The organism is Caballeronia sp. AZ1_KS37 (assembly GCF_023631165.1).
GTDB classification, from domain to species: Bacteria; Pseudomonadota; Gammaproteobacteria; order Burkholderiales; family Burkholderiaceae; genus Caballeronia; species Caballeronia zhejiangensis.
Genome location: NZ_JALQDP010000004.1, coordinates 26,174 through 50,746 on the forward strand (window position 1 = coordinate 26,174; position 24,573 = coordinate 50,746).

Here is a 24,573-nt window from a genome sequence, read left to right on the forward strand (position 1 = left end):
GCGCCGAGCGCTTTCAGTACGTCGGAACCGACGGATCGACCTGACGCGACCATGCGTCGATGCCGCCGTAGAGATTGAACGTCTTCGTGAAGCCGCGCGATTCGAGGAACATCGCGACCTGTGCGCTGCGCGCGCCGTGATGGCAGATGCAGACGATCTGCGCTTCGTCGTCGAGTTCTTCGCTGCGTGCGGGGATGTCGCGCATCGGAATCGACACGATGTTGTCCATCTTCGCCGTCTGGATTTCCCAGGGCTCGCGCACGTCGAGCAGAACGGGAGCGGGGCGCGACGAATCGGCGAGCCACGCGGCGAGTTCGGGTGCGGTCAGGTTTTGCATGGAGATTCCGGCAAGATGCGCGCTACCGGATAAGGCCGGCAGCGCGCTTTCGGCTTAGAACTTGAACTGCGACGGATGCACCGCGTTCTTCAGCGGCGCGACGAGCGTTTCGAAGACATCCGACACGCGGAACTGCTTTTCGTCCACGCGCGTGATGATCTGCGCCTTCATGACCGGCGCCGAGCCGACGAACGCCGCGATGCGCCCGCCGATCTTCAGCTGTTCCAGAAATTCCTGCGGCATGACCGGCAGCCCGCCCGACACGCAGATCACGTCGTAAGGCGCGCCCTGATTCCAGCCGAGCGCGCCGTCGCCGGTGATCACGTCGACGTTCGTCACGCCGTTCGCCGCGAGGTTCTGCTGCGCGAAAGCGGCGAGCTCCGGCGAGATTTCGACCGTCGTCACGCTGCGGCCGCGGTGCGCGAGCAGCGCCGCCATGTAGCCCGAGCCGGTGCCGATTTCCAGCACGGTTTCGCCCTTGTGGATCGCGAGTTCCTGCAGGACGCGCGCTTCGACCTTGGGCGACAACATGCGCTCGCCGCCAGGCAGCGGAATTTCGAGATCGGCGAAAGCGATGTTGCGGTACGCGGCGGGAACGAAGTTCTCGCGCTTGACGATCGCGAGCAGGTTCAGGACGTCCTGGTCCAGCACTTCCCACGGACGAATCTGTTGCTCGATCATGTTGAAACGCGCTTGCTCGATGTTCATGTTCTGTGTGCGTGATGGCGACCGGAGCGGCTTGCATCGCGGCCGGATGCGGGGCTAGAAAACTACGCGATTGTAGCAAATCGAAGGGTTTTCCCGCCTGCTTTGCGCCCGACCTGCGCCCGACGCGCTGGCCTCCCGTGCGGCTAATGCGGCAGGCGGATATCGAACTTGAAGGTGATGAGCCGCGCGATCAGGATGAACGCCGTCGAAAAGAGCACGTTGTAGATCGTGTCGACGTCGAGCCGTTCGAGCCCGAGATACATCCAGCATCCGGCGAACGCGCAGACCGCGTACGGGCGCGAGTCGCGCAGGATCAGCGGAATCTCGTTGCAGAGCACGTCGCGCAGCACGCCGCCGAACACGCCGGTGATGACGCCCATCATCGTCGCGGTGAAGGCGGGCATCTGGGCGTCGAGTGCGATCGACGTGCCCGACACGCTGAAGAGCCCGAGCCCGATCGCATCGGTGACGAGCAGCGCGCGCTGGTCGAAGAGGCGTGACGTGACGCGCAAAAAAAGCGGCGCGAAGATCGCCATCGCGAAGATGAACAGCACGTAGTCCTGATGCTCGACCCAGTAGAAGGGCCGGCGCGAGAGCAGCACGTCGCGCACCGTGCCGCCGCCGAACGCGGTCACGAGCGCGACGAGAAACGCGCCTACCGCGTCGAGCCGGCGCTTGCGCGCCTCGATGAGTCCGGAGAAGGCGTACGCGAAAATCGCGAGCGCCTCCATGATGGTGATGGCGAGGGTGAGTCTAGGATGCACTGTCCGGCCCCGGATTGCTGTTCTTGCCGAGGCTCCGGTCCTGCGACTTGTCCTGCGGATGATTGTGATGACGCGGCGTGCCGCCCGGCTGCAGCAGCACGAGCACCGCGCCCGCGCCGCCGTCGTGCGGCCGCGCCTGACAGAACGCGATCACCTCCGACTTCTGCACGAGCCACGCGCGCACCTTGCCCTTCAGCACCGGCTCCTTGCCGATGGACCCGAGCCCTTTCCCGTGAATGACGCGCAGGCAGCGCAGCCCGCGCTTCACCGATTCGCGGATGAACTCCGCGAGCGCCTCGCGCGCTTCCTCGCGGCGCATGCCGTGCAGATCGAGCTGCGCCTGCACGATCCACGCCCCGCGCCGCAGCTTTCTGACGACTTCCTGGCTGACGCCCGGACGATAGAACGACAGCGTTTCGTCGATGTCGAGCAGGCTTTCGGGATCGTATTCGTCGGAGAGCGCTTCCTGCAGCACCGCTTCTTCGTCGCGGCGGCTCTGCAGCGGCACGGGCGGCGGCGGTACGCGCGTGACGGTCGTGCGCGGCGGCGTCTTGAGCGGCTCGATTTCGCCGATCGCGCGACGAAACTCGTCGGCATCCGCGACGGCTTCCCGCTCGGCGCGCGCCGCCGCGACCCGCTGGACTTCGCGCTTTTCGGCGTCGGCCTTCAGCGCGCCCTTCAGCGACGACAGACCCGACAGGCCTTCGCGTTTCACGGCGGCGGCGACATCGCGCGCATCCACCGGTTTTTGCGCGGGCGCGGCCGGGCGCGGCGCTTCCTTGCGACGGACTTTCGGTTCGTTCGGATGAGGGAGATTCTTCGGCATCGTTCGGCCAGCGGAATGGGTCGGGGATCGGACTCGGCGCGCCGCGCGCCGGCGCCGCCGCGTGAAACGACGGCACGCGCGCGCCGAAACGAAAACGGGCCGGCGGAGTGAACCGTGGCCCGTCGTGGCTGCATTCTAGCGGCTCGCGCCGCCCGATCAGCGGTCGGCTTCGTGGCTCATCGAATGCGGCGACGGCGTTTCGTCGATGGTTTCGAGATAACGCTGCGCATCGAGCGCGGCCATGCAGCCCGTGCCCGCGCTCGTGATCGCCTGGCGATAGACGTGATCCTGCACGTCGCCCGCCGCGAACACGCCGGGGATGCTCGTCGCGGTCGCGTCGCCGCTCGTGCCGCCCTTCGTGATGATGTAGCCGTTCTTCATCTCGAGCTGGTTGACGAAGAGATCGGTGTTCGGCTTGTGGCCGATCGCGACGAACACGCCTTGCAGCGCGATGTCGGTCGTCTTGCCCGATTGCGTGTCCTTGATGCGCAGGCCGGTGACGCCGGACTGATCGCCGGTGACTTCGTCGAGCACGTGATTCCACTTGATGTCGACGATGCCTTCCTTCTCCTTCGCGAGCAGGCGGTCGATGAGAATCGGCTCGGCGCGGAACTTGTCGCGGCGATGCACGACCGTGACCTTCTTCGCGATGCCCGCGAGATAGATCGCTTCCTCGACGGCCGTATTGCCGCCGCCGATCACCGCGACTTCACCGTTGCGATAGAAGAAGCCGTCGCACGTTGCGCAGGCCGACACGCCTTTGCCCATGAACGCTTCTTCCGACGGCACGCCGAGATATTGCGCCGATGCGCCCGTCGCGATGATGAGCGAATCGCAGGTGTACTCGCCGGAATCGCCGATCAGACGGAAAGGGCGCTCGTTGAGCTTCGCGGTGTGGATGTGATCGAAGACGATCTCGGTGTTGAAGCGGCGCGCGTGTTCCTCGAAACGCTGCATCAGTTCGGGGCCTTGCACGCCCGACGGATCCGCCGGCCAGTTCTCGACGTCCGTGGTGGTCATCAGCTGGCCGCCCTGCGCGAGGCCGGTGATGAGCAGCGGCGACAGGTTCGCGCGCGCGGCGTAGACGGCGGCGGAGTAGCCGGCGGGGCCGGAACCGAGAATCAGCACTTTGGCGTGTTTGGGCGAAGACATGATGATGGTCCGTTATTGATGGTTTCGGATGCGCGCCTCGAGGCGCGCGAGCGATTGCCTGCGACGCAGCAATCTCGACGCCCGGTACATCCGATGAACCGTATTTGAGTGCAAAACGACGATTATAAAGGCGTCGGAAAAAGCCTTCCGAATGAACCTTTCAATCGGATTGATAGCCGCGCCGGGCCGAAACCGCGACATGACGCGCGCGTGACGAGTGTTACAGGTTGCAAGAACGCGCCGGTTTTTGCGCCTTTCACCGCAATGCAGCGTTTACAATAGTTCACCGTTCCATGCCGCTCTTGCGCAACAGGCGCGAGCCGCAAAAAAGCGATACAAAGCGACACCGAATCAATGGCCAAAGCTACCTATTCCGCGAGCCCGCAGGCATTGCCGCACCGCATGTCGCGGCTCTTCACCGAGATTCGCTGGATTCTCCAGGTCGCACTCGGACTGTTTCTCGTCATGGCGCTCCTCTCGTACAGCCGCAAGGATCCGAGCTGGACCCACGCGGTGAGCGTCGATCACATCGCGAACTGGGCGGGGCGCGTCGGCGCGTACACGTCGGACATCCTCCTGCTCGTCTTCGGGCTATCGTCCTACTGGCTGATCGTGCTGCTCGCGCGGCGCATCATCGCGAATTATCGAAAGATCACGCATCCGCCGGTCGTCGACGAAGACGCGCCGAAAGACCGCACCTGGCTCGCCGAAGCGTTCGCGTTCGTGCTCGTGCTGCTTGCCTCCGACGGCATCGAGGCACTGCGCATGTGGTCGCTCAAGGTGCAGTTGCCGCGCGCGCCGGGCGGCGTCGTCGGCGATGTGGTCGCGCGCCATGTATCGCACGCGCTCGGCTTCACGGGCGCGACGCTGTTTCTGCTGATCGCGCTCGCGATCGGCCTCTCGCTGTATTTCCGCTTCTCGTGGCTGTCCGTGTGCGAGAAGGTCGGCGACGGCATTCTCGATGCGATCACCGGCGCGCAACTGCGCCGCGAAGCCGGACGCGATCGCAAGCTGGGCGAAGCGGCCGCGGTCAAGCGCGAAGGCAAGGTCGTGCGTTCGCGCGAGAAGAGCGAGGATCACGAGCCGGTGATGATCGTGCCCGCCGCGCCCGCGCCCGCGCGTTCCGAACGCGCCGAGAAGGAAAAGCAGGTGCCGCTCTTCAAGGACCTGCCGGGCGATTCCACCTTGCCGCCGCTCGCGCTGCTCGATCCGCCGCCGAAGACGCAGGAAACCATCGCCGCCGATACGCTCGAATACACGTCGCGTCTCATCGAGAAGAAGCTGAAGGACTTCGGCGTCGAAGTGAGCGTGGTCGCGGCGTATCCTGGGCCGGTCGTCACGCGCTATGAAATCGAGCCGGCGACGGGCGTGAAGGGCAGCCAGATCGTCGGTCTTGCGAAGGATCTCGCGCGCTCGCTGTCGCTCGTGTCGATTCGCGTCGTCGAGACGATTCCGGGCAAGAACTTCATGGCGCTCGAATTGCCGAATCAGCGCCGTCAGACGGTCAAGCTCTCCGAAATTCTCGGCTCCGAAGTCTATGCGAACGGCGCATCGCCGCTGACGATGGGCCTCGGCAAGGACATCGGCGGCAATCCGGTCTGCGCCGATCTCGCGAAGATGCCGCACTTGCTCGTCGCGGGCACGACGGGCTCGGGCAAGTCCGTCGGCATCAACGCGATGATTCTCTCGCTCTTGTACAAGGCGAGCGCGGATCAGGTCCGTCTCATCCTCATCGATCCGAAGATGCTCGAAATGAGCGTCTACGAAGGCATTCCGCATTTGCTGTGTCCGGTCGTCACCGACATGCGGCAGGCCGGCCACGCGCTCAACTGGGCGGTCGCCGAAATGGAACGCCGCTACAAGCTGATGAGCAAGATGGGCGTGCGCAATCTCGCGAGCTTCAACACGAAGATCGACGAAGCGAAGAAGCGCGGCGAAAACATTCCGAATCCGTTCAGCCTCACGCCCGACGAGCCGGAGCCGCTCACGCGTCTGCCGAACATCGTCGTCGTGATCGACGAACTCGCCGATCTGATGATGGTCGTCGGCAAGAAGGTCGAAGAGCTGATCGCGCGCATTGCGCAGAAGGCGCGCGCGGCGGGCATCCATCTGATTCTCGCGACGCAGCGTCCTTCGGTCGATGTGATCACCGGCCTCATCAAGGCGAACGTGCCGACGCGCATGGCGTTCCAGGTGTCGTCGAAGATCGATTCGCGCACGATTCTCGATCAGCAGGGCGCGGAGTCGCTGCTCGGCATGGGCGACATGCTCTATCTGCCGCCCGGTTCGGGCCTGCCTGTACGCGTGCACGGCGCGTTCGTGTCGGATGAAGAAGTGCATCGCGTCGTCGACAGGCTGAAGGAGCAGGGCGAGCCGAACTATATCGAGGGCATTCTGGAAGGCGGCCTCGCGGGCGATGGCGACGAAGGCTCGGCGGGCGCAAGCGGAACCGGCGGCGCCGATGGCGAGTCGGACCCTTTGTACGATCAGGCGGTCGAGGTCGTCATCAAGAACCGTCGCGCGTCGATATCGCTCGTGCAGCGGCATTTGCGCATCGGATACAACCGGGCGGCGCGTTTGCTCGAACAGATGGAGAACTCGGGGCTCGTGTCGGCGATGTCGTCGAACGGCAACCGCGAAATCCTCACGCCGGCGCGCGACGCGGAATGACCGCGCGTTATATGGAGAACATAAGCATGAAGCAGTTTACGGGGCGCAGTTTCGTCAAGGCATTCGGCACGGCGCTGGTTTCGGCGTCGATGCTGGTCGCATCGCACGCATTCGCGAGCGGCACGGAGCAATTGAAGGCGTTCGTGTCGCAAGTCCACGCGGCGCGCGGCGACTTCACGCAGCAGGAGATCAAGGCGCCCGGCAAGACCAACAACGGCGCGACGTCCACGCAAGTGCCGACCAAGGGCGCAGCCTCCAGCGGCACGTTCATGTTCGCGCGGCCGGGCAAGTTCATCTGGTCGTATCAGAAGCCGTATTCGCAAATTCTCCAGGCCGACGGCGACAAGCTCTACGTCTACGACAAGGATCTGAACCAGGTCACGGTACGCACGCTCGGCGGCGCGCTCGGTGCGAGCCCGGCGGCGATTCTCTTCGGCAGTAACGATCTGGAAAAGAACTTCAACCTGCGCGACGCGGGGGAGAAGGGCGGCATCGACTGGCTCGAACTCACGCCCAAGGCGAAGGACACGCAATTCGAGACGGTCGGCATCGGCTTCAAGGACGGCAACCTGCAGGCGATGGAACTGCACGACGTTTTCGGCAACGTGACGCTGCTGACGTTCTCGAACATCCAGAAGAACCCGCCCATCAAGAGCGATACGTTCAAATTCACCGTGCCGAAGGGCGCGGATGTCATCAACGGCTGAGGTTTCAGGTCCGGCCGCGCGCGTCAGGCGTGCGCGGCTTGCATGTCCTCGACGAACGCTTCCACGATTTCCCGTTTCGCGTTGCCCGAGCGTTCAGCGCGCGTGACCATCTGAAACGCGACGCGATAGCGCATCGCTTTCGGGTTCAACGGCGCGAGCAACCCTTCCTTCACGTAGGGCGCGGCGAAATGCTCGGGCAGATAGCCGAGATGCCGGCCCGACAGCACAAGCATCGCGACGGCCTCCATGTTGTCTGCGACCGCCCCGATATTGCGCGGCGTCAGCTCGCCCGCTTCCGGCAGCGGATAGCTGCGCCACGCCCAGTCGTGCTCGAACGCTTCTGGTACGGCGACGCGTCCCGCGCGCGCGAACAGCGGATGCTCGCGTCCGCAATACGCGAGTTGATCCTCCGCGAAAATTTCGGTGTATTCGAGCGACGGCACGCGATGCCAGAAGTATCCGATCGCCATCTGGATGCGTTCGGCGAGCAGCATCTCTTCGAGTTCACCGGGCGAGCGCACGAGCACCGCGAAGCGCACGGATTCGTCGCGCTGCCGGAAACGCGCGATCGCCTCGCTGACGCGCGCGTTCGCGCTGACAGGCGTGTTGCCGATCATCCCGAGCGTCAGCGTGCCGACGAGCTTCTTGCCGACATTTCGCGCGGTCGAATCGAAGGTGTCGATGGCCGCGAGCAGCGTCCGGCACGCCTCGACGAACGGCTCGCCGCGCGAGGTCAGCGCGAAGCCGCCGCGTCCGCGCTCGCAAAGCCGGTAGCCGAGCCGCGTTTCCAGCGTCGCGAGCTGCGTGCTGATGGTCGACTGCCCGACGTTGAGCGTCGCTTGCGCGGACGAGACGCCGCCCGCATCGACGATGGCGAGAAACACGCGGATCAGGCGCAGATCCAGATCGGAAAGGTGAGTGAACATGGCCGCCGTCGATACATCGATAAATATCGATGTTAAGTTGATTTCTTCGCCATTTTATCTCCGCGGGAAAGCGGCTATTAATTGTCGGATCGACCACCCGCCGCCATTCGACGCCATGAATCCTTCCTCGCCTTCGTCGCTTTTCGCTCCAGCCGAACACTTCGATTCGCATTTCCTCGAACAGCGCGCCGAGCGTCCGCAGCCGCTTTCCGGCAATCAGATGCCGCGCTGCGGCGGCATCACGACGATGATGCGTCTGCCGCACGTTCAATCGGCGGAAGGGCTGGATGCCTGTTTCGTCGGCGTGCCGTTCGATCTCGGCACGTCGAATCGCACGGGCGCGCGCTTTGGCCCGCGTCAGGTGCGCAGCGAGTCGGTGCTGCTGCGTCCGTACAACATGGCGACGCGCGCCGCGCCGTTCGATTCGCTGCGCGTGGCTGATATCGGCGATGTCGCGATCAATCCGTACAACCTGCTCGATTCGATCGACCGCATCGAGCGCGCGTATCGCGAAATCCTGAAGCACGGCTGCAAGCCGCTGACGCTCGGCGGCGATCACACCATCGCGCTGCCGATCCTGCGCGCGATTCACGCGAAGCACGGCAAGGTCGGGCTGATTCATATCGACGCGCACGCGGACGTCAACGACACCATGTTCGGCGAGAAGATCGCGCACGGCACGCCGTTTCGCCGCGCGGTGGAAGAGGGCTTGCTCGATTGCTCGCGCGTCGTGCAGATCGGGCTGCGCGGCACGGGCTACGAAGCGGGCGATTTCGACTGGTGCCGCGAGCAGGGCTTTCGCGTCGTGCAGACGGAGGAATGCTGGAACAAGTCGCTCGTTCCGTTGATGGACGAAGTGCGCGCGCAGATGGGCGATGGGCCGGTGTACATCACCTTCGATATCGACGGCATCGATCCCGCGTTCGCGCCCGGCACCGGCACGCCGGAAATCGCCGGGCTGACGGTGCCGCAAGCGCTGGAGATCGTGCGCGGCGCGCGCGGGCTGAACATCGTCGGCGCGGATCTCGTCGAAGTCGCGCCGCCTTACGATCCGTTCGGCACGACCGCGCTGCTCGGCGCGAACCTCGCGTTCGAGTTGCTGTGCGTGCTGCCGGGCGTGGAGTATCGCGCGGCGAAATAACGCTTACGCGTAGGCGCGACGTCTGCCCGACACGAGCAGCAGATAGCACACCGCGCCGAGTGCGAGCGCGGGCAGCGTCGCGCCGAGATTCGGCAGCCATTGGTTGATCGCGTGATACGCCGCGATCCCGATGCCCCACGCGATGAACGCGCTGACGTGCCATCCGCCGGAGAAGCCATAGCGGCCGTTGACATCGGCGAGCACGGCCGCTTCGATGCGGCGCTTGCGCACGATGAAGTGATCCGCCAGCACGACGCCGAAGAGCGGCGCGAACACCGAGCCGATCAGCAGCAGGAAGTTCTGATACTTGCCCATCTCGACGACGAGCGCGACGAGCGTGCACAGCGCGCCGAACGCGCACGAGAGCAGCGGCACGCTCGCGCGCGCCCAGAACGTGCCCGTCGATACGGCGGCGGAGTGGATATCGGCGAAGGCGTTGTCGGTTTCGTCGATCAGGATCAGGAAGAGCGCGAGCCCGCCGCCCGCCTGCGCGAACGCGGTCGTGAGAAGCGCATCGCCGCCGCCCGCCGCGAGCCCGTAGATCGCGCCGAGCGCATAGAACCACAGATTCGCGATGCCGTAGCCGAGAAGCGTGCCGCGGAACGCGCCGCCCGCACTCTTGCCGAAACGCGTGTAATCGGCGATCAGCGGCAGCCACGACAGCGGCATCGCGACGACCAGATCGATGCCCGCGCCGAACGCCATTTCGCCGGTGCCGGGACGCGCCATCAGCGTGGCGAGATCGTGCTTCGCGAGCAGATTCCAGGTGAGCCAGCCCGCGCCGCCGAGCAGGAGCCAGATTCCCCACGTTCTCAGAAAGCGGCGCACGAAGGAGAGCGGGCCGCTCACCGCGAGCAAGGTAGCGAGCGCGCCGAAGACGAGCGTCCAGACGAGCGGCATCGAGAGATTGAAGGATTGCTTCGCGAGCGCGTCGGCGGAATCGCGCATCACGATGATCTCGAACGAACCCCAGCCGACGAGCTGGATTGCGTTGAGCACCGCCGGCACCGATGCGCCGCGCACGCCGAGCGTCGGGCGCAGCGAGGACATCGCCGCAAGCCCCGTATCCGTGCCGACGACGCCCGCGAGCGCGAGCAGCACGACGCCGATCACCGTGCCGATGACGATCGCCGCGAGGGCGTGCGGCAGCGACAATCCCGGCACCAGTAGCGCGCCCGCCTGCGCGACCAGCAGGCCGATGCCGAGCGAGAACCAGAGCGCGAAGGCGTCGCTCGTGCCGAATGCGCGCCGCTCCGGCGGCACCGGCGTGAGCGGCGCGTAAGTCGAAGTTTCGCCGTGCGCTGCGGCGTTCGTGGTGTGCTCTTGCCCCATCGGATTGCGTCCTTATATGGATTGTTCAGGCGTGGCCCGCGTTGGTCGCGGCCCTCAGGCTGTCATAATGACCCGATTCTGCGGCCGCGCCGCGCCTTTGCCGAAGCGCGAGATTATCGCCGCGATCCACCCAACTGCGTCAATCTGCATCGCACAGCACATGTTCGAAGAAAACCGTGGCACCGTTCCGCTCGCGGAGCGCCTGCGCCCCCGCACCATCGACGACGTGATCGGCCAGAAACATCTGCTCGGGCCGAGCAAACCGCTGCGCGTCGCCTTCGAATCGGGCGAGGCGCATTCGATGATTCTCTGGGGCCCGCCCGGCGTCGGCAAGACCACGCTCGCGCGTCTCATGGCCGATGCGTTTCACGCGCAGTTCATCTCGCTGTCGGCGGTGCTGTCCGGTGTCAAGGACATTCGCGAGGCGGTGGAAACGGCGCAGATTCATCGCGCGAACGGGCATCAGACGCTCGTGTTCGTCGACGAGGTGCATCGCTTCAACAAGAGCCAGCAGGATGCGTTCTTGCCGCACGTCGAATCGGGATTGTTCGTGTTCGTCGGCGCGACGACGGAGAATCCGTCGTTCGAGGTGAACAGCGCATTGTTGTCGCGCGCGGCGGTGTACGTGCTGAAGAGTCTGGACGCCGATGAACTCAAGGAACTGCTGGAACGCGCAACGAAGGAACTCGGCGGCCTCACGTTCACCGACGAAGCCCGCGACGCGCTGATCGGTTCCGCCGATGGCGACGGCCGCAAGCTCCTGAACAATCTGGAAATCGTCGCGCGCGCGGCGGCGCAGCAAAAGCAGACGGAGGTCGACGGCGCACTGCTCGGCAGCGCGCTCGCCGAAAACCTGCGCCGCTTCGACAAGGGCGGCGACGCGTTCTATGACCAGATCAGCGCGCTGCACAAATCGGTTCGCGGCAGCAATCCGGACGCGGCGCTCTACTGGTTCTGCCGCATGCTCGACGGCGGCGCGGACCCGCGCTACATGGCGCGGCGCATTGTCCGGATGGCGTGGGAGGACATCGGCCTCGCCGATCCACGCGGCGCGCGCATCGCGCTCGACGCCGCCGAAACCTACGAGCGGCTCGGCTCGCCCGAAGGCGAACTGGCGCTCGCGCAGGCGCTCATCTATCTCGCCGTCGCGCCGAAATCGAACGCCGGCTACAACGCGTACAACGAAGCGCGGCGCTTCGTCGGCAAGGATCAGTCGCGCGGCGTGCCGGTGCATCTGCGCAACGCGCCGACCAAGCTGATGAAGGAACTCGGCTACGGCCACGAATATCGCTACGCGCACGACGAGCCCGACGCCTACGCGGCCGGCGAGACTTATCTGCCCGACGGCATGCGCGATCCGTACTGGTACAAGCCGACGCCGCGCGGACTCGAAGGGAAGATCGGCGAAAAGCTCTCGCGTCTCGCCGAACTCGACGATGCGTGGCGGCGCGAGCATCGCGACGAGAAGAAGCGCTGAAACCGGCGCGGTCCGTTTCGCGCGCGCGCTCGCCGCGTTTCGCCGATCCCGCCCGGCGCGCGATGACCGTGCGCTAAAATCGGCGTTTCCGATTACTTAACAAAGCAGCCCCGCCATGCTCGACATCCAAACCCTCCGCAAAGACCTGGACGGCGTCGCGAAGCGTCTCGCCACTCGAGGCTACACGCTCGACGTCGCCGCGTTCGCCGCGCTCGAAGCCGAGCGTCGCGAGATCCAGACCCGCACCGAAGAACTCCAGGCACGCCGCAACAGCCTGTCGAAGCAGATCGGCGCGATGAAAGGCCGCGGCGAGGACACGTCGGCGGTAATGGCGGAAGTGAGCGGCATCGGCGACACGATGAAGGAATCGGCGGCGAAGCTGGATGAGATCCAGAAGCGTCTGTCGGACCTGATGCTGACCGTGCCGAACCTGCCGCACGAAAGCGTGCCGGTCGGCAACGACGAGACGCAGAACGTCGAAGTGCGGCGCTGGGGCGCGCCGCGTTCGTTCGACTTCGAAGTCAAGGATCACGTCGATGTCGGCGCGCCGCTCGGTCTCGATTTCGAAACGGGCGCGAAGCTCTCCGGCGCGCGCTTCACGCTGTTGCGCGGGCCGATCGCCCGGCTGCATCGCGCGCTCGCGCAATTCATGATCGACACGCATACGGAGCAGCACGGCTACACCGAGGCGTACACGCCGTACATCGTGAATCCGGAGATTCTCTACGGCACGGGCCAGCTGCCCAAGTTCGCCGACGACATGTTCCGCGTCGAGAAAGGCGGCGACGAGAACACGGTCACGCAGTACCTCATCTCGACGTCGGAGATCTCGCTCACCAACACGGTGCGCGACAGCATCCTCGAAGCCGACGCGCTGCCGGTGAAGCTGACCGCGCATTCGCCGTGCTTCCGCTCCGAAGCGGGCTCGTACGGGCGCGATACGCGCGGCCTGATCCGCCAGCATCAGTTCGACAAGGTCGAGATGGTGCAGATCGTGGCGCCCGAGCATTCGTACGCCGCGCTCGACGAGATGGTCGGCCAGGCGGAGACGATCTTGCAGAAGCTCGAACTGCCGTATCGCGTGATTACGCTGTGCACCGGCGACATGGGCTTTTCGGCGGCGAAGACGTTCGATCTGGAAGTGTGGCTGCCGGCGCAAAACACGTATCGCGAGATTTCGAGCTGCTCGAATACCGAGGCGTTCCAGGCGCGTCGCATGCAGGCGCGCTTCCGCAATGCGCAGGGCAAGCCGGAGTTCGTGCATACGTTGAACGGCTCGGGCCTGGCGGTCGGCCGCACGCTCGTCGCGGTGCTGGAGAACTTCCAGAATGCGGACGGCTCGGTGACGATTCCCACAGTGCTGCGTCCGTACATGCGCGGCGCGGAAAGAATCGAAGTTTCCGCGTCGGCCTGATGTTTATTTTCAACAAGGGGCTTGGAAAGCGCGAAAGGGTTCGATATACTTTCGTTCTTCGTTGAGCAACGACCAGTTCACGAAGACCCGCAAGGGTAGACGGAGAGGTGGCAGAGTGGTCGAATGTACCTGACTCGAAATCAGGCGTACGGTTTTCCCGTACCGTGGGTTCGAATCCCACCCTCTCCGCCAAGACACAAAAACCCCGCAAGTCGAAAGGCTTGCGGGGTTTTGCTTTTGCGGCTCCGCTTCGTCGAGGCGGAGCGCGTCTTCAGGTCGTGCACCTCGCGATATCGAAGCGCAATTCGGGTTCGGGCACGCCGCCATCGTCGCTCGATGACTGCTGCACCTTCACGATCGATCCATAAGCCGAAGGCGTGAGCGTCACGAGCCACGCATTCGAGCCGACCAGCAACTCCGTCGAGCCCTGATCGCGTCGCGTCTGCGCGGACGGAATCATGCGTTGCAGACAACTCGATATATCCGACGCAGGCCGCGCCGACGAAACATGAATCACGGGTTTCGACGCACGCAGTTCGGGATCGCTCGTCGAACTGCAGGCGGCGAGGGTGGCGACGCCCGACAGCACGGCGCAAAGAGAAGCAAATCGATGCAGGTTCATAACACTCCGGCAGGTCAGAAGTCGCGCCACTAAAACACAAACGGTCGCTGATCACAAGATCGAACGACGACGGCGACGCACGCACAAACAACGCGCCCGAAGGCTCGAAATGCAGCGCCGATGCGCCTCCGCGAGCGGAGAGGCTGCGCGGGAGTGCTATCATCGGGCCCATTGTCCTCGCGCGCCGCCTGCGTCGAACATCGGCGAAAAGGCGCGCGCGAGGCGGCACGAACCCATTCGCATTGCTCAATGGCCATCACGCTCAAGACACCCGCCGACATCGAAAAGTTGCGCATCTCCGGCCGCATGGCCGCCGAAGTCCTCGCGATGATCGGCGAATACGTCCGCCCGGGCGTCACCACCGACGAACTCGACGCCATCTGCAATCGCTTCATCGTCAACGAACTGAAGGCCGTGCCCGCTAACGTCGGCTACATGGGCTTTCCGAAAACGATCTGCACGTCGGTGAATCACGTCGTATGCCACGGCATTCCGGGGGCGAAGGAACTGAAGGAAGGCGACATCATCAACATCGATGTCGCGATCATCAAGGACGGCTACTACGGCGACACGAGCCGCATGTACTACGCCGGCACACCGAGCGAGCAGGCGCGCCGCCTCACCGAAACCACCTACGAAGCGATGGTCGCCGGCATGCGCGAAGTGCGTCCCGGCGCGACGCTCGGCGACGTCGGCGCGGCGATTCAAAGCGTCGCGCATCGGGAAGGCTTCTCGGTGGTGCGCGAGTATTGCGGACACGGCATCGGCCGCGTGTATCACGAAGATCCGCAAGTGTTGCATTACGGTCAGCGTGGCGCGGGCCTGCGTCTGAAGCCGGGCCTCGTCTTTACGATCGAGCCGATGATCAATGCGGGCCGCGCCGGCACGCAGCAGTCGCGCGACGGCTGGACCGTGACGACGAAGGACCGCTCGTTGTCCGCGCAGTGGGAGCACATGGTCGCCGTGACCGACGACGGCTTCGAAGTGCTCACGCCGTGGCCGGATGGCACGGGCAGCTATGCAGCGCCATGAGCGCGCGTTCGCCATGCCGTGTGCGTTGTAAAGCACTTTCCCGGATTTAGGAATTGACGGGTTCGCCCGTTCGGTTGAAGCTATGCCGATGGCCCGAGCGCCGGACCGGCCGACAGAGCCGCACGCGTATCCCGCCTGAAAGCCAGAGAGAAATTGTCCGCATGAGCGCCCGCATGAGTCCCTCACTGACCGTCAGCCGCATCGCCGCGCAACAAGGTTCGGTCTTGCGCGAGCTTCGCACGGCATCGCTGCGCGAAGCGCCATACGCATTCGGCGAAACGCTGGAAGATGCGCTGCTCGTCGATCCGTCGTCGTTCGACGACACCGCGTCGCTGCATGCGAGTTCGCCCCGGCTCGCGACGTTTCTGCTCTACACCGAAGGCCATCCTTGCGGTCTCGTGCACGCGTACATCGAAGAGGCGCCGAACGAGCGCGCATTCGTGAGCGCGCTGTGGGTCGCGCCGGCCGTGCGGCATCTGCGTGGCGGCGAACTGCTCGTGAACGTCGCGTCGCGATGGCTCGCGCAGCAAGGCGTCGCAGAGGTGCATGCGTGGATATCCGAGGAGAACCGCACTGCGGTGCGCTTCTACGAGCGCCTCGGCTTCGGTCCCACCGGCGATCGTCGCGCGATGCCGTCTCACGAGCAAGAAGCCGAGTCGCTCTTCGTGCGCCACATGCATCCCGAAGAGGACGACTGAGGCGCCTCCGCTTCGGCTTCGTCTTCGCTTCACGCATGTTCGTCGTGCGCGTTCGTCGCACGCACTTCTCGTTTCCGATAGCTGAAATCGGTCCTAAAAATTATGGCCGTGTGCGACAACGCCTGTAAAATACGCAAAATTTTTGGCCGTTCTTATGTCGCTCAACAAAACGCCCTTCTTCGAACTGCGCAGCGGCTCCGTCGACACGCTTCTCTTCGTCGTCAAGACTCCCGACCTCGATGCCCTGCGCACTGAACTCACGCGGCGCTTCGAAGCGACTCCCGAATTTTTCGCAGGCGATGTCGTCGCCATCGACGTGCGCCGTCTCGCCGAAGGCGAACGTGTCGCGCTTGCCGATCTGGAAAAGGTGCTGAGAGACGTCCGCATGCGTCCGATCGGCATCGTTGCGCTGCCCGAGCAGACGTGGGCGATTCAATGGGCGAACGCGGGCGGCCTGCCTGTTCTCGAAGCACGTGACCGGCGCGGCGCGCCCAAGCCCTCCGTCGACGAAGCGAAGCCCAACACCGAAGCTGCCGCGGTGATCGAAGCCGCGGTCGCGAACACGCCGCCGCCGCCCGCGCTGCCGGCGCCGGCGACCATCATCGATCGTCCGCTGCGCTCGGGGCAGCAGGTCTATGCGAAGGGCGATCTCATCGTCCTCGGGCTCGTGTCGTACGGGGCCGAAGTGATCGCCGAAGGCAATATCCATATCTATGCGCCGTTGCGAGGCCGCGCGCTCGCGGGCGTGCACGGCAATCTCGACGCGCGCATCTTCTGCACCTGTCTCGAGCCGGAACTCATCTCCATCGCGGGCATCTATCGGACGACCGAGAACCCGCTGCCGGCCGACGTGCTCAGCAAGCCGGTGCAGATCTGGCTGAACGAAGAAAAACTGATGATCGAACCGCTGCGTCTGACCTGACGGGTTGCATCGATTCGCGCGCCCGATGCCCTTGGCGCGCGCTCGCAGGCAACGCAAGCGGACTTATTGACGAACACAAGGTACTTGTATGGCAAAAATCATTGTGGTGACTTCGGGAAAGGGCGGCGTCGGCAAGACGACCACCAGCGCGAGCTTCGCATCGGCGCTCGCATTGCGCGGCCACAAGACGGCCGTGATCGACTTCGACGTCGGTCTGCGCAATCTCGACCTCATCATGGGTTGCGAACGCCGCGTCGTGTACGACCTGATCAACGTCATCCAGGGCGAAGCGAATCTGCATCAGGCGCTCATCAAGGACAAGAAGTGCGAGAACCTCTACATCCTGCCGGCATCGCAAACGCGCGATAAAGACGCGCTGACTCTCGAAGGCGTCGAGAAGGTCATCAACGAGCTGATCAAGATGGACTTCGAGTACATCGTCTGCGATTCGCCGGCGGGCATCGAATCCGGCGCGCTGATGGCAATGCACTTCGCCGACGAAGCGCTCATCGTGACGAATCCGGAAGTGTCGTCCGTGCGCGATTCGGACCGCATTCTGGGCATTCTGTCGTCGAAGACCAAGCGCGCGATCGAAGGCAAGGAACCGGTCAAGGAACATCTGCTCATCACGCGCTACAACCCGAAGCGCGTAAGCGAGGGCGAAATGCTGTCGCTCTCCGACATCCAGGAAATCCTGCGCATCGATCTGATCGGCGTGATTCCGGAATCGGAAGCGGTGCTGCACGCATCGAACCAGGGTTTGCCGGCCGTGCATCTCGATGGCACGGATGTCGCGGAATCGTACAAGGACGTGGTGTCGCGATTCCTCGGCGAGGAAAAGGCGCTGCGCTTCACCGATTATCAGAAGCCCGGTTTGCTGCAACGCATCTTCGGCACCAAGTAAGGGGACGCAATGTCGATTCTTTCGTTTTTGCTGGGCGAGAAGAAGAAGTCCGCTACGGTCGCGAAGGAACGCTTGCAGTTGATCATTGCGCACGAGCGCGCGGGTGGCAAAGCCGCCGCCGATTATCTGCCGGCGTTGCAACGGGAACTGGTTGCCGTGATTTCGAAGTACGTGAAGATTTCCGATGACGATATTCGAGTCAGCCTCGAACGTCAGGACGATCTCGAAGTGCTGGAAGTGAAGATCGAAATTCCGCAGGCGTGATGCCGCGTGCGGCGCGTGCTTGCGCGCCGCGTTTATCGAAAGAGCCAGAGTCTCGGGATTCTGGCTCTTTTGCTTGGCGCGTTATCGTTTGCGCGTGTCATGTCGACGCCGCCGATGCGCGGTCGATCAGCGTTTTCCGGGGCCAGAAAAAAGAACAGGCGCGAGGCTTTCGCCGGGCGCCCAAGAAACGCTCCCGCCATAAGCAGGAGCGGAGAGGAGATGAGAGCCGTGCGTTAGGTTCGACGAGCGATCCGACGAACGGCATTACCTGCTCAGAGTGCCCGCGCGGGGGAAAGTTCAACCGATTTGAAATTTTTCTGTAGGTCCGGCGTCTGATGCCGGCGCGCGCGGCTCAGGCGGTCAGCACTTCGAAGGCGAGCACGGCCAGGATCGCGCCGACATTCGCGATGACGGCTTCGACGAGCACGCCTCGCCATGTCGCCGGTCGGAACTTGATCGCGAGCAGCAACGCGGTCGAAAGCGCGATGGCGATCATCGCGACGAGATGAGCGCTCTCAACATGAATACGCATGCCCGGCCTCCTTCTGGTTCGCGGCGCAAGTTTTCCGCGCATCGTTTTTGTCGAACTTCTTTCGAGTATAGGCAGCGGCACATTTACTGGAAAGCGGACAAAAAAGTCATTTTGCCGCCAGCTTGCCGACTGGCACCGAGTGTTAATTTAAATACTCGTTGATTAAGGGAATTTTCCTTTCGGAGCAGGTACAAACCGCGTATGTGCGCCAGCCCGTCCGGCGGCGCGCCGAAACCGCAGGTCCGTGGAGCATTCGCCAGATGACTTCCCCGACGACACGTTCTCTCGAAGTCGATTTCTTTCGAGGAATCGTGCTGCTCATTATCGCGGTCGACCATATAACGGGAAGCGTGCTATCGCGCTTTACGCTGCACCAGTATGCGTTTTGCGATTCCGCCGAAGTTTTCGTGTTTCTCGGAGGTTATGCGTCGGCGGCGGCTTATACGGCGCTTGCGACTCGCCGTAGCGATTCAGCCGCCCGCCGACGCTTTTTCAAACGCAGTTGGGAAATTTATCGCGCGTATCTGTTCACGGCGTTTCTGATGCTGGTCGGCGGCGCGATCCTGATGGCGCTTCAAGTCGACACGCCGATGGTCCAGTACACCGAGTGGCCGAACTTTCTCATGCGGCCGTTCGGCCTTGCGGTCGATATCGTGCTGTTGCGTCAGCAGCCGTATCTGTCGGCGGTTTTGCCGATGTATTCGGTGTTCGCGCTCGCAGTCCCGGCGATCGTGCCGCTCGCGCAGAAGAAACCCGTCATCGCCATTTTCGGCAGCCTGCTTGTGTGGCTCGCGGCCATGCCGCTGCTGCGCTTCCTGCCGGGCACATACGGCGAAGCGTGGTCGTTCAATCCGTTCGCGTGGCAGTTGATGTTCATGACCGGCGTGCTCGCGCGCGTGCAGCCGATCAGCGACGAATTCCACGCCGGCCGATTCGCGCGCTGGCTGACCGCCGGGGCGATCGCGCTGGCGCTGACCTTCGCGTTCGCCAAGCTCTTCCTCGAAACGCAGGCGCCGCCGGGATACATGAAGCAGAATCTCGCGACGCTGCGCATCGTGAGCTTCGCCGCCATCGCGTGGATCGTCGCGCGCGGCGTGTATGCGGGCTGGGTCGGCAAGCTCGCACGCAGGCTGCCGGGCGTCGTCACGATCGGCCAGCAGGGGCTCGTGTGCTTCATCGCGGGCACATGCGTGTCGCTCGTGCTCGATTCGGCGCTGCGCGCGATGGGCGTGCTCGGGCTCGGGCGGTATCCGTCGCACTGGATTCTGGGGCTGATCGCCGATGGCATCGCCATCGTCGGCCTGCTTGCGCTCGCGCGCTTCTGGGCGGATCGGAAGGCGGCGAAAGCGGCGCGTGCGAAGAGCGTCGAGCGGCCGGCGCCGCGTATGCCCGTCATCGAGGGCAGGCCGGTCCCGGCGCACGCCACGAACCGGCGCGATCGCTGAGCGCGCCGGTTTCTCTCGTGCTTACTCCAGCGTGATGTGGCGCGTCTCGCGCATACACAGCACGGCGATCAAACTCACCGCCGCAGCCGCCGACACATATCCGCCGACCCACGCGAGCCCGCCGCGATTGGCGAGCAATTGCGCGATGTACGGCGCCACCGATGCGCCCAGAATCCCGCCGAGGTTGTACGCGACGCCCGCGCCCGTGTAACGCACGTTGGTCGGGAAGAGCTCGGGCAGGAGCGCGCCCATCGGTGCGAACGTGACGCCCATCAGGAAGAGCTCGATCGTCAGGAAGAGCGCGACCTGGATCGTGTCGCCGCTGCCGAGGAGCGGAGCCATCGCGAAGCCGGAGAGGATCGCCAGCAGACAGCCGACGATCAGCACCGGCTTGCGTCCGAAACGGTCGCTCGCGATCGCGGAGATCGGCGTGGCGAGCGCCATGAACACCACGGCGAGGCACAGAAGGCCGAGGAAGGTCTCGCGCGCGAAATGCAGTTTGGCCACGCCGTACGACAGCGAAAACACCGTCGAGATATAGAAGAGCGTGTAGCAGACGACCATCGCGAACGCGCCGAGCAGCGTCGGCACGAGATGGCGCCCGAGCAGCGTCGCGACCGGCACCTTGACGCGTTCTTCGCGCTCGACGGCCGCGCGGAACGCCGGCGTTTCCGCGATCTTCAGGCGCACGTACAGGCCGAGCGCGACCAGCACCGCGCTCACGATGAACGGCACGCGCCAGCCCCAGCTGCGGAATTGCTCATCGGAGAGCGAGAGCGCGAGACCGAAGAACAGACCGTTCGACGCGAGAAAGCCGATCGACGGCCCGAGCTGCGGAAACATGCCGAAGAGACCGCGTTTGCCCTTCGGTGCGTATTCGGTCGCGAGCAGCGCCGCGCCGCCCCATTCGCCGCCCAGCCCAATGCCTTGGCCGAACCGCAGGATGCACAGGAGGATCGGGGCCGCGCTGCCGATCGAATCGTAGCCGGGCACGAAGCCGATGAGCGTCGTCGAGAGGCCCATCACGAGCAGCGAGGCGACGAGCGTCGATTTGCGGCCGATGCGATCGCCGAAGTGTCCGAAGATGAACGAGCCGATAGGCCGCGCGAAGAACGCGATGCCGAAGGTGACGAACGCCGAGAGCGCCTGCGCGGCGGGCGAGTCGTGCGGAAAGAACACCGGTCCGATGACGAGCGCGGCGGCGGTCGCGTAGACATAGAAGTCGTAGAACTCGATCGCGGTGCCGATGAAGCTCGCGAAAATCACGCGGGAAGCGCTTTGGGATCCGTCGCCGGGCTTTGCGGCGGAAAGCGAGGGTGAGGCCATGTTGTCTCCGTTGTCGTGTTGCCTTGGTGCGAAGCATTGTCGCGCGCATCGCCGGGCAAGAGCGATCGGAATGACGAACGATGTCGTCGTCCGGCGCGCGTCAGCTTTTTGTAGGGATTGCGATGAATGGCGGGAAAGCCAGGGTTGGACGGCGCGTGAGTGGCGCGCGGTGTCGCGGCGCAGTTCGGCTGCGCGCGGGCGCTGCGCCGGACGCGCGGGGTGAGCGCGAGGCGCAGGCCACGCCGGAAGCGGGTCCGGCCGGGGTGCAAAAAATTATAACGAGCGTGCCGGCCGAGCGCCAATCAATCGATGGTCGTGGCTTGCGGCGAATGGGACGTCTGTAGCTGGAACTGGCCGTTGTCGTTGAACATCCAGCCTTCGAAAAGCTCCAGTTGGCCGTTGCCGTTCAAAAGGCGCGGGGGCGGCGCGGGCAGCGGCGATGCGCGGCGCAGCGAGGCGAGCGCGGTGGCTTCGGCTTCATCATCGCCGTTGGTGCGATACACCGACGATTCGACGAGCCGCCCGCCGCGATCCACCGTAAACGACACGAGCACGAACGAGCGCAGCATCGCTTGCGGCGTGCCCTTCAGCACGAGCGACGGATTGCGCTCGAAGATGCGCTGCGCGATGCGCGCCTTGTACTCGTCGAGCGTTTGACCGGAGACGGCCGGCGCGGGCGCGCGCGCAGCCACGACGCTGGGGGGCGGGGTGATCGTGCAGGCGCTCATCGCCGACGCAAGGACGAGCGCGGCGGCGGTACGGCGAAAACGTGACGCGGACATCGCAACAATGGCGGGATGACGTTACTTAAATGGTAGTCGCTGCAAAGGCCGTCAGCGAACCGAATTCGTGCGCCCGGACGCATTCAGGCGCGCAGTTTGCTGCCGATGCTTTCATTCGAAAGCACTTTAAGGAGGGCGCCATGAACAGCGAGACCAACCGTCCGGAAGACGGAAAGACGGCCGAGCACAGCGACAACGAGAAAAGCAAGCTGCCCGAGCGCGATGACGACAACCGCAAGCAAGGTCCGAACGACAGGCCGGGCAAGCAGTCGGGTGAGGGCGAGGCGCCGGTCGGCTGAGTCGTGCATGGCGTGTGCGGTATCGGCGGCGCGGTGCTAATGTGGAAAGGGGATGTCCCCGGATTTCGGGAGAATGCCATGACACGCAAGAACGATCCTGCACCGTCGGGCGCGCCCGCAACGAAGCAGCAACCGGCTTCCGCGGCGCATTCGAAGAGCGAATCGCAACGCGCCGCGCCCAAACAGGACGCTGCGAAGGCGGAGCCGGTTCCGCACGTCCGGCCGCCCGTCAGATCCGATGACAATTGAGCGTTCGGTTTCGATTATTCGGTGTAGGGCTTGACGAGTTCGGCGCAGCGCATCGGCGCGGCAGATCTGACCGCGCCGGTTTCGGCCGCGCGCGTTTCCACGCAGCGGTAGAGGCTATTGTTTTTCTGAAGCACGTAGGTGTCTTCGGGAAGGCCGGAGTTGCGCGCGGCCACGCTCGTTACCGCGACGATCCCATATCCGTTTTGAATCAGGTCGAAGAGCGTTGTTTCGGTCGCGCGCCATTGCGCGTTTGGCTGAGGCTGGGCATGCGCCGACAGGCTCACGGCGGCGATGCAGCCGACGAGGATGGGCATGATGCGGCCTGACTTCATGGGCGACTCTCCGCGTTGTGATCGATGAGGCGGTTAGATGGCGTTATGGCCGTAGTGTTCACGTCGATTGTCTGTCGGGGCGTGGCATCGGACGAAAAAAAGCCTCGCGAGTGCGAGGCCCAAGTCCAACCTTTCCCATTGAAGACCTCCTTCGAATCGAGCATGGGGGGAACTCGGAAGGAGGCAGAAGGGAAGATACGTGGCTCCGGAGACGTCGGATAGGCGTTTTGTCTGAAATTGATGGTTCAGGATAGCGAAGCAACGGGCCAGCCTTGGCGCGTTCGAGCGCGTCGCGAAAACGGAGCGGCAAAAGACAAAGCCCCGTAAGCGTTTGAACTTACGAGGCTTGATTTGATCTGGCGGAGGCGGTGAGATTCGAACTCACGGAAGGATCGCTCCTTCGCCGGTTTTCAAGACCGGTGCCTTAAACCGCTCGGCCACACCTCCAGCAAGGCGCGTATTGTAGCGCAACTCGCAGCCGCGCAGGAACGCTCATCCTTCGAGCGATTTCGTCGCCTTGAGCGCGGGAAAAAGGCGCATCCACAACAGCGCGACGACAATCGTGCCGATTCCGCCGATCAGCACCGCCGGCACCGCGCCGAGCAGTCCCGCCGTCATCCCCGATTCGAACTCGCCGAGCTGATTCGACGTGCCGATGAACAGCGAATTGATCGCGCCGACGCGTCCGCGCATTTCGTCGGGCGTCTGCAACTGCACGAGCGACATCCGCACGACGACGCTGATCACATCCGACGCGCCCAGCGCCGCCAGCGCAATCAGCGACACGTAGATATTGCGCGACAGTCCGAAGACGATCGTCGCGATTCCGAACGCGATCACCCCGCCGAACAGCGCATTGCCCGCGCGCTGCCGCAGCGGAAAATGCGCGAGCCAGATCGATCCGGCCAGCGCGCCGGCCGCGGGCGCCGCGCGCAGAACGCCGAGTCCCCACGGTCCGGTATGCAGGATGTCGCGCGCGTAGACCGGCAGGAGCGCGGTCGCGCCGCCGAGCAACACGGCGAAAAGATCGAGCGACAGCGCGCCCAGAATCACCGGCTTGCTGCGAATGAAACCGATACCCGAAAAGAGCGCTTCGAACGAGAGCGGCGCGCGCATACGCACGGCTTCGTCGATTCTGATCGCGGCCACGGCGCACGCCGCGACGAGAAACGCGACGCTCACCGCGCCGTACACGGTCAGCGCGCCGAACCCGTAGAGCACGCCGCCCATCGCGGGACCCAGGATCTGCGCCGTCTGATTCGCCGACGTCGACCACGCGCTCGCATGCTGCAACTGATTGCGGGCGACGAGATTGGGCAAGAGCGCGGCCATCGACGGCGATTCGAACGCGCGCGCCGCACCCGTCACGGCGGCGATCGCGTAGATCGGCGCGACATCGTGCCAGCCGTGCCACGCGCCGAGACACAGCACGAGCGCGGCGATGCCCTCGATCGACTGGCACACGTACGCGATCACGCGTCTGTCGTAACGGTCCGCAGCGTGCCCGACGACGAGCGTCAGCACGAACATCGGCAGGAATTGCGCGAGGCCGACGAGACCGAGCGCGTAGGCGCTATGCGTGATCGAATAAACCTGCCATCCGATCGCGACCGACATCATCTGAAACGCCACCGACGACATCACCCGAGCGCTCCAGAAAAGCGCGAACGGGCGATGCCGCATCACCGAGTTCGGCGCCATCGTCGGCGCGC

At 64.3% G+C, this 24,573-nt stretch carries 26 protein-coding genes and 2 tRNA genes; 14 read left to right on the forward strand and 14 right to left on the reverse strand.

Annotated elements, in window-relative coordinates; translation table 11 throughout:
• Window positions 1-13 precede the first annotated feature (13 nt).
• The 5 genes from NCS00_RS03880 to trxB form a co-directional block, all read right to left on the reverse strand.
• The gene (locus tag NCS00_RS03880) at window positions 14-337 is read right to left on the reverse strand and encodes a rhodanese-like domain-containing protein (protein WP_008350991.1); all 324 of its coding nucleotides are present in this window, start codon (window positions 335-337) and stop codon (window positions 14-16) included.
• Between the two features lie 54 nt (window positions 338-391).
• Window positions 392-1,045, reverse strand: a complete 654-nt coding sequence (locus NCS00_RS03885) for a protein-L-isoaspartate O-methyltransferase family protein (RefSeq protein WP_008350990.1) — start codon at window positions 1,043-1,045, stop codon at window positions 392-394.
• A gap of 143 nt (window positions 1,046-1,188) precedes the next feature.
• Entirely contained in the window at window positions 1,189-1,809 is a 621-nt protein-coding gene (locus tag NCS00_RS03890; protein ID WP_008350988.1) for a trimeric intracellular cation channel family protein, read from the reverse strand.
• Window positions 1,799-2,635: a Smr/MutS family protein gene (locus NCS00_RS03895; RefSeq protein WP_008350985.1), complete on the reverse strand. Its 837-nt coding sequence runs from the start codon at window positions 2,633-2,635 to the stop codon at window positions 1,799-1,801. Before NCS00_RS03895 ends, NCS00_RS03890 begins: the two co-directional genes overlap by 11 nt.
• Window positions 2,636-2,791: 156 nt before the next feature.
• Entirely contained in the window at window positions 2,792-3,787 is a 996-nt protein-coding gene (gene trxB / locus NCS00_RS03900) for a thioredoxin-disulfide reductase (RefSeq protein ID WP_284508105.1), read from the reverse strand.
• Window positions 3,788-4,141: 354 nt separating this feature from the next.
• Between trxB and NCS00_RS03905 the strand changes: the two genes are divergently transcribed.
• Window positions 4,142-6,457, forward strand: a complete 2,316-nt coding sequence (locus tag NCS00_RS03905; protein WP_250439239.1) for a DNA translocase FtsK — start codon at window positions 4,142-4,144, stop codon at window positions 6,455-6,457.
• 26 nt (window positions 6,458-6,483) lie between these two features.
• Window positions 6,484-7,164, forward strand: coding sequence for an outer membrane lipoprotein chaperone LolA (lolA, locus tag NCS00_RS03910; protein ID WP_081851844.1), 681 nt, complete (start codon window positions 6,484-6,486; stop codon window positions 7,162-7,164).
• Between the two features lie 23 nt (window positions 7,165-7,187).
• Here the strand turns inward: lolA and NCS00_RS03915 are convergent, their stop codons facing one another.
• On the reverse strand, window positions 7,188-8,090 hold the full coding sequence (locus NCS00_RS03915) for a LysR family transcriptional regulator (RefSeq protein WP_250439241.1): 903 nt from the start codon (window positions 8,088-8,090) through the stop codon (window positions 7,188-7,190).
• Window positions 8,091-8,205: 115 nt separating this feature from the next.
• Here NCS00_RS03915 and speB point away from each other — a divergent pair, with 115 nt between their 5' ends.
• Window positions 8,206-9,231, forward strand: coding sequence for an agmatinase (gene speB / locus NCS00_RS03920; RefSeq protein ID WP_175981751.1), 1,026 nt, complete (start codon window positions 8,206-8,208; stop codon window positions 9,229-9,231).
• 3 nt (window positions 9,232-9,234) lie between these two features.
• Here the strand turns inward: speB and cytX are convergent, their stop codons facing one another.
• Window positions 9,235-10,563, reverse strand: a complete 1,329-nt coding sequence (gene cytX / locus NCS00_RS03925; protein WP_250439251.1) for a putative hydroxymethylpyrimidine transporter CytX — start codon at window positions 10,561-10,563, stop codon at window positions 9,235-9,237.
• 160 nt (window positions 10,564-10,723) lie between these two features.
• On the opposite strand from cytX, the gene NCS00_RS03930 reads away from it, so the two are divergent.
• The 3 genes from NCS00_RS03930 to NCS00_RS03940 all read left to right on the forward strand — a co-directional run bounded on the left by NCS00_RS03930 (window position 10,724) and on the right by NCS00_RS03940 (window position 13,646).
• Window positions 10,724-12,040 (forward strand): replication-associated recombination protein A, encoded by a 1,317-nt coding sequence (locus NCS00_RS03930; RefSeq protein WP_034471382.1) that lies wholly within the window; start codon window positions 10,724-10,726, stop codon window positions 12,038-12,040.
• Between the two features lie 115 nt (window positions 12,041-12,155).
• Window positions 12,156-13,454: a serine--tRNA ligase gene (gene serS / locus NCS00_RS03935; protein WP_008350969.1), complete on the forward strand. Its 1,299-nt coding sequence runs from the start codon at window positions 12,156-12,158 to the stop codon at window positions 13,452-13,454.
• Between the two features lie 101 nt (window positions 13,455-13,555).
• Window positions 13,556-13,646 (forward strand) — tRNA-Ser (locus NCS00_RS03940).
• A 79-nt stretch (window positions 13,647-13,725) separates the two neighbouring features.
• Here NCS00_RS03940 and NCS00_RS03945 read toward each other — a convergent pair.
• The gene (locus tag NCS00_RS03945) at window positions 13,726-14,076 is read right to left on the reverse strand and encodes a hypothetical protein (protein ID WP_250439253.1); all 351 of its coding nucleotides are present in this window, start codon (window positions 14,074-14,076) and stop codon (window positions 13,726-13,728) included.
• Window positions 14,077-14,325: 249 nt separating this feature from the next.
• Between NCS00_RS03945 and map the strand changes: the two genes are divergently transcribed.
• The 5 genes from map (at window position 14,326) to minE (ending at window position 17,896) form a co-directional block, all read left to right on the forward strand.
• On the forward strand, window positions 14,326-15,108 hold the full coding sequence (gene map, locus NCS00_RS03950; protein ID WP_008350964.1) for a type I methionyl aminopeptidase: 783 nt from the start codon (window positions 14,326-14,328) through the stop codon (window positions 15,106-15,108).
• A 173-nt stretch (window positions 15,109-15,281) separates the two neighbouring features.
• Complete coding sequence (locus NCS00_RS03955) at window positions 15,282-15,806, forward strand: GNAT family N-acetyltransferase (RefSeq protein WP_008350962.1); 525 nt, start codon at window positions 15,282-15,284, stop codon at window positions 15,804-15,806.
• A gap of 154 nt (window positions 15,807-15,960) precedes the next feature.
• Entirely contained in the window at window positions 15,961-16,728 is a 768-nt protein-coding gene (gene minC, locus NCS00_RS03960; protein ID WP_008350959.1) for a septum site-determining protein MinC, read from the forward strand.
• A gap of 88 nt (window positions 16,729-16,816) precedes the next feature.
• A complete protein-coding gene (gene minD, locus NCS00_RS03965; RefSeq protein WP_008350957.1) occupies window positions 16,817-17,632 on the forward strand; it encodes a septum site-determining protein MinD in 816 nt (271 codons plus the stop codon).
• 9 nt (window positions 17,633-17,641) lie between these two features.
• Complete coding sequence (gene minE, locus NCS00_RS03970) at window positions 17,642-17,896, forward strand: cell division topological specificity factor MinE (protein ID WP_008350955.1); 255 nt, start codon at window positions 17,642-17,644, stop codon at window positions 17,894-17,896.
• Between the two features lie 352 nt (window positions 17,897-18,248).
• Here the strand turns inward: minE and NCS00_RS03975 are convergent, their stop codons facing one another.
• Entirely contained in the window at window positions 18,249-18,428 is a 180-nt protein-coding gene (locus NCS00_RS03975) for a hypothetical protein (RefSeq protein WP_034471375.1), read from the reverse strand.
• A gap of 260 nt (window positions 18,429-18,688) precedes the next feature.
• On the opposite strand from NCS00_RS03975, the gene NCS00_RS03980 reads away from it, so the two are divergent.
• A complete protein-coding gene (locus NCS00_RS03980) occupies window positions 18,689-19,873 on the forward strand; it encodes an OpgC domain-containing protein (protein WP_244807794.1) in 1,185 nt (394 codons plus the stop codon).
• Window positions 19,874-19,894: 21 nt separating this feature from the next.
• Here NCS00_RS03980 and NCS00_RS03985 read toward each other — a convergent pair whose 3' ends face one another.
• Both NCS00_RS03985 and NCS00_RS03990 read right to left on the reverse strand, forming a co-directional pair.
• On the reverse strand, window positions 19,895-21,199 hold the full coding sequence (locus NCS00_RS03985; RefSeq protein WP_034471371.1) for an MFS transporter: 1,305 nt from the start codon (window positions 21,197-21,199) through the stop codon (window positions 19,895-19,897).
• 302 nt (window positions 21,200-21,501) lie between these two features.
• Window positions 21,502-21,981, reverse strand: coding sequence for a TonB family protein (locus tag NCS00_RS03990; protein ID WP_250439255.1), 480 nt, complete (start codon window positions 21,979-21,981; stop codon window positions 21,502-21,504).
• Window positions 21,982-22,121: 140 nt separating this feature from the next.
• Here NCS00_RS03990 and NCS00_RS03995 point away from each other — a divergent pair, with 140 nt between their 5' ends.
• On the forward strand, window positions 22,122-22,280 hold the full coding sequence (locus tag NCS00_RS03995) for a hypothetical protein (protein ID WP_008350949.1): 159 nt from the start codon (window positions 22,122-22,124) through the stop codon (window positions 22,278-22,280).
• Between the two features lie 78 nt (window positions 22,281-22,358).
• The gene (locus NCS00_RS04000; protein ID WP_175981760.1) at window positions 22,359-22,529 is read left to right on the forward strand and encodes a hypothetical protein; all 171 of its coding nucleotides are present in this window, start codon (window positions 22,359-22,361) and stop codon (window positions 22,527-22,529) included.
• A gap of 14 nt (window positions 22,530-22,543) precedes the next feature.
• On the opposite strand, the gene NCS00_RS04005 is transcribed toward NCS00_RS04000, so the two are convergent.
• The 3 genes from NCS00_RS04005 to NCS00_RS04015 form a co-directional block, all read right to left on the reverse strand.
• Window positions 22,544-22,861 carry a hypothetical protein gene (locus NCS00_RS04005; RefSeq protein WP_034471367.1) on the reverse strand — a complete coding sequence of 106 codons (318 nt, stop codon included), beginning with the start codon at window positions 22,859-22,861 and terminating at the stop codon, window positions 22,544-22,546.
• A 357-nt stretch (window positions 22,862-23,218) separates the two neighbouring features.
• Window positions 23,219-23,308, reverse strand: a tRNA-Ser gene (locus tag NCS00_RS04010).
• Between the two features lie 45 nt (window positions 23,309-23,353).
• Entirely contained in the window at window positions 23,354-24,562 is a 1,209-nt protein-coding gene (locus NCS00_RS04015) for an MFS transporter (RefSeq protein ID WP_250439507.1), read from the reverse strand.
• Window positions 24,563-24,573 lie beyond the last annotated feature (11 nt).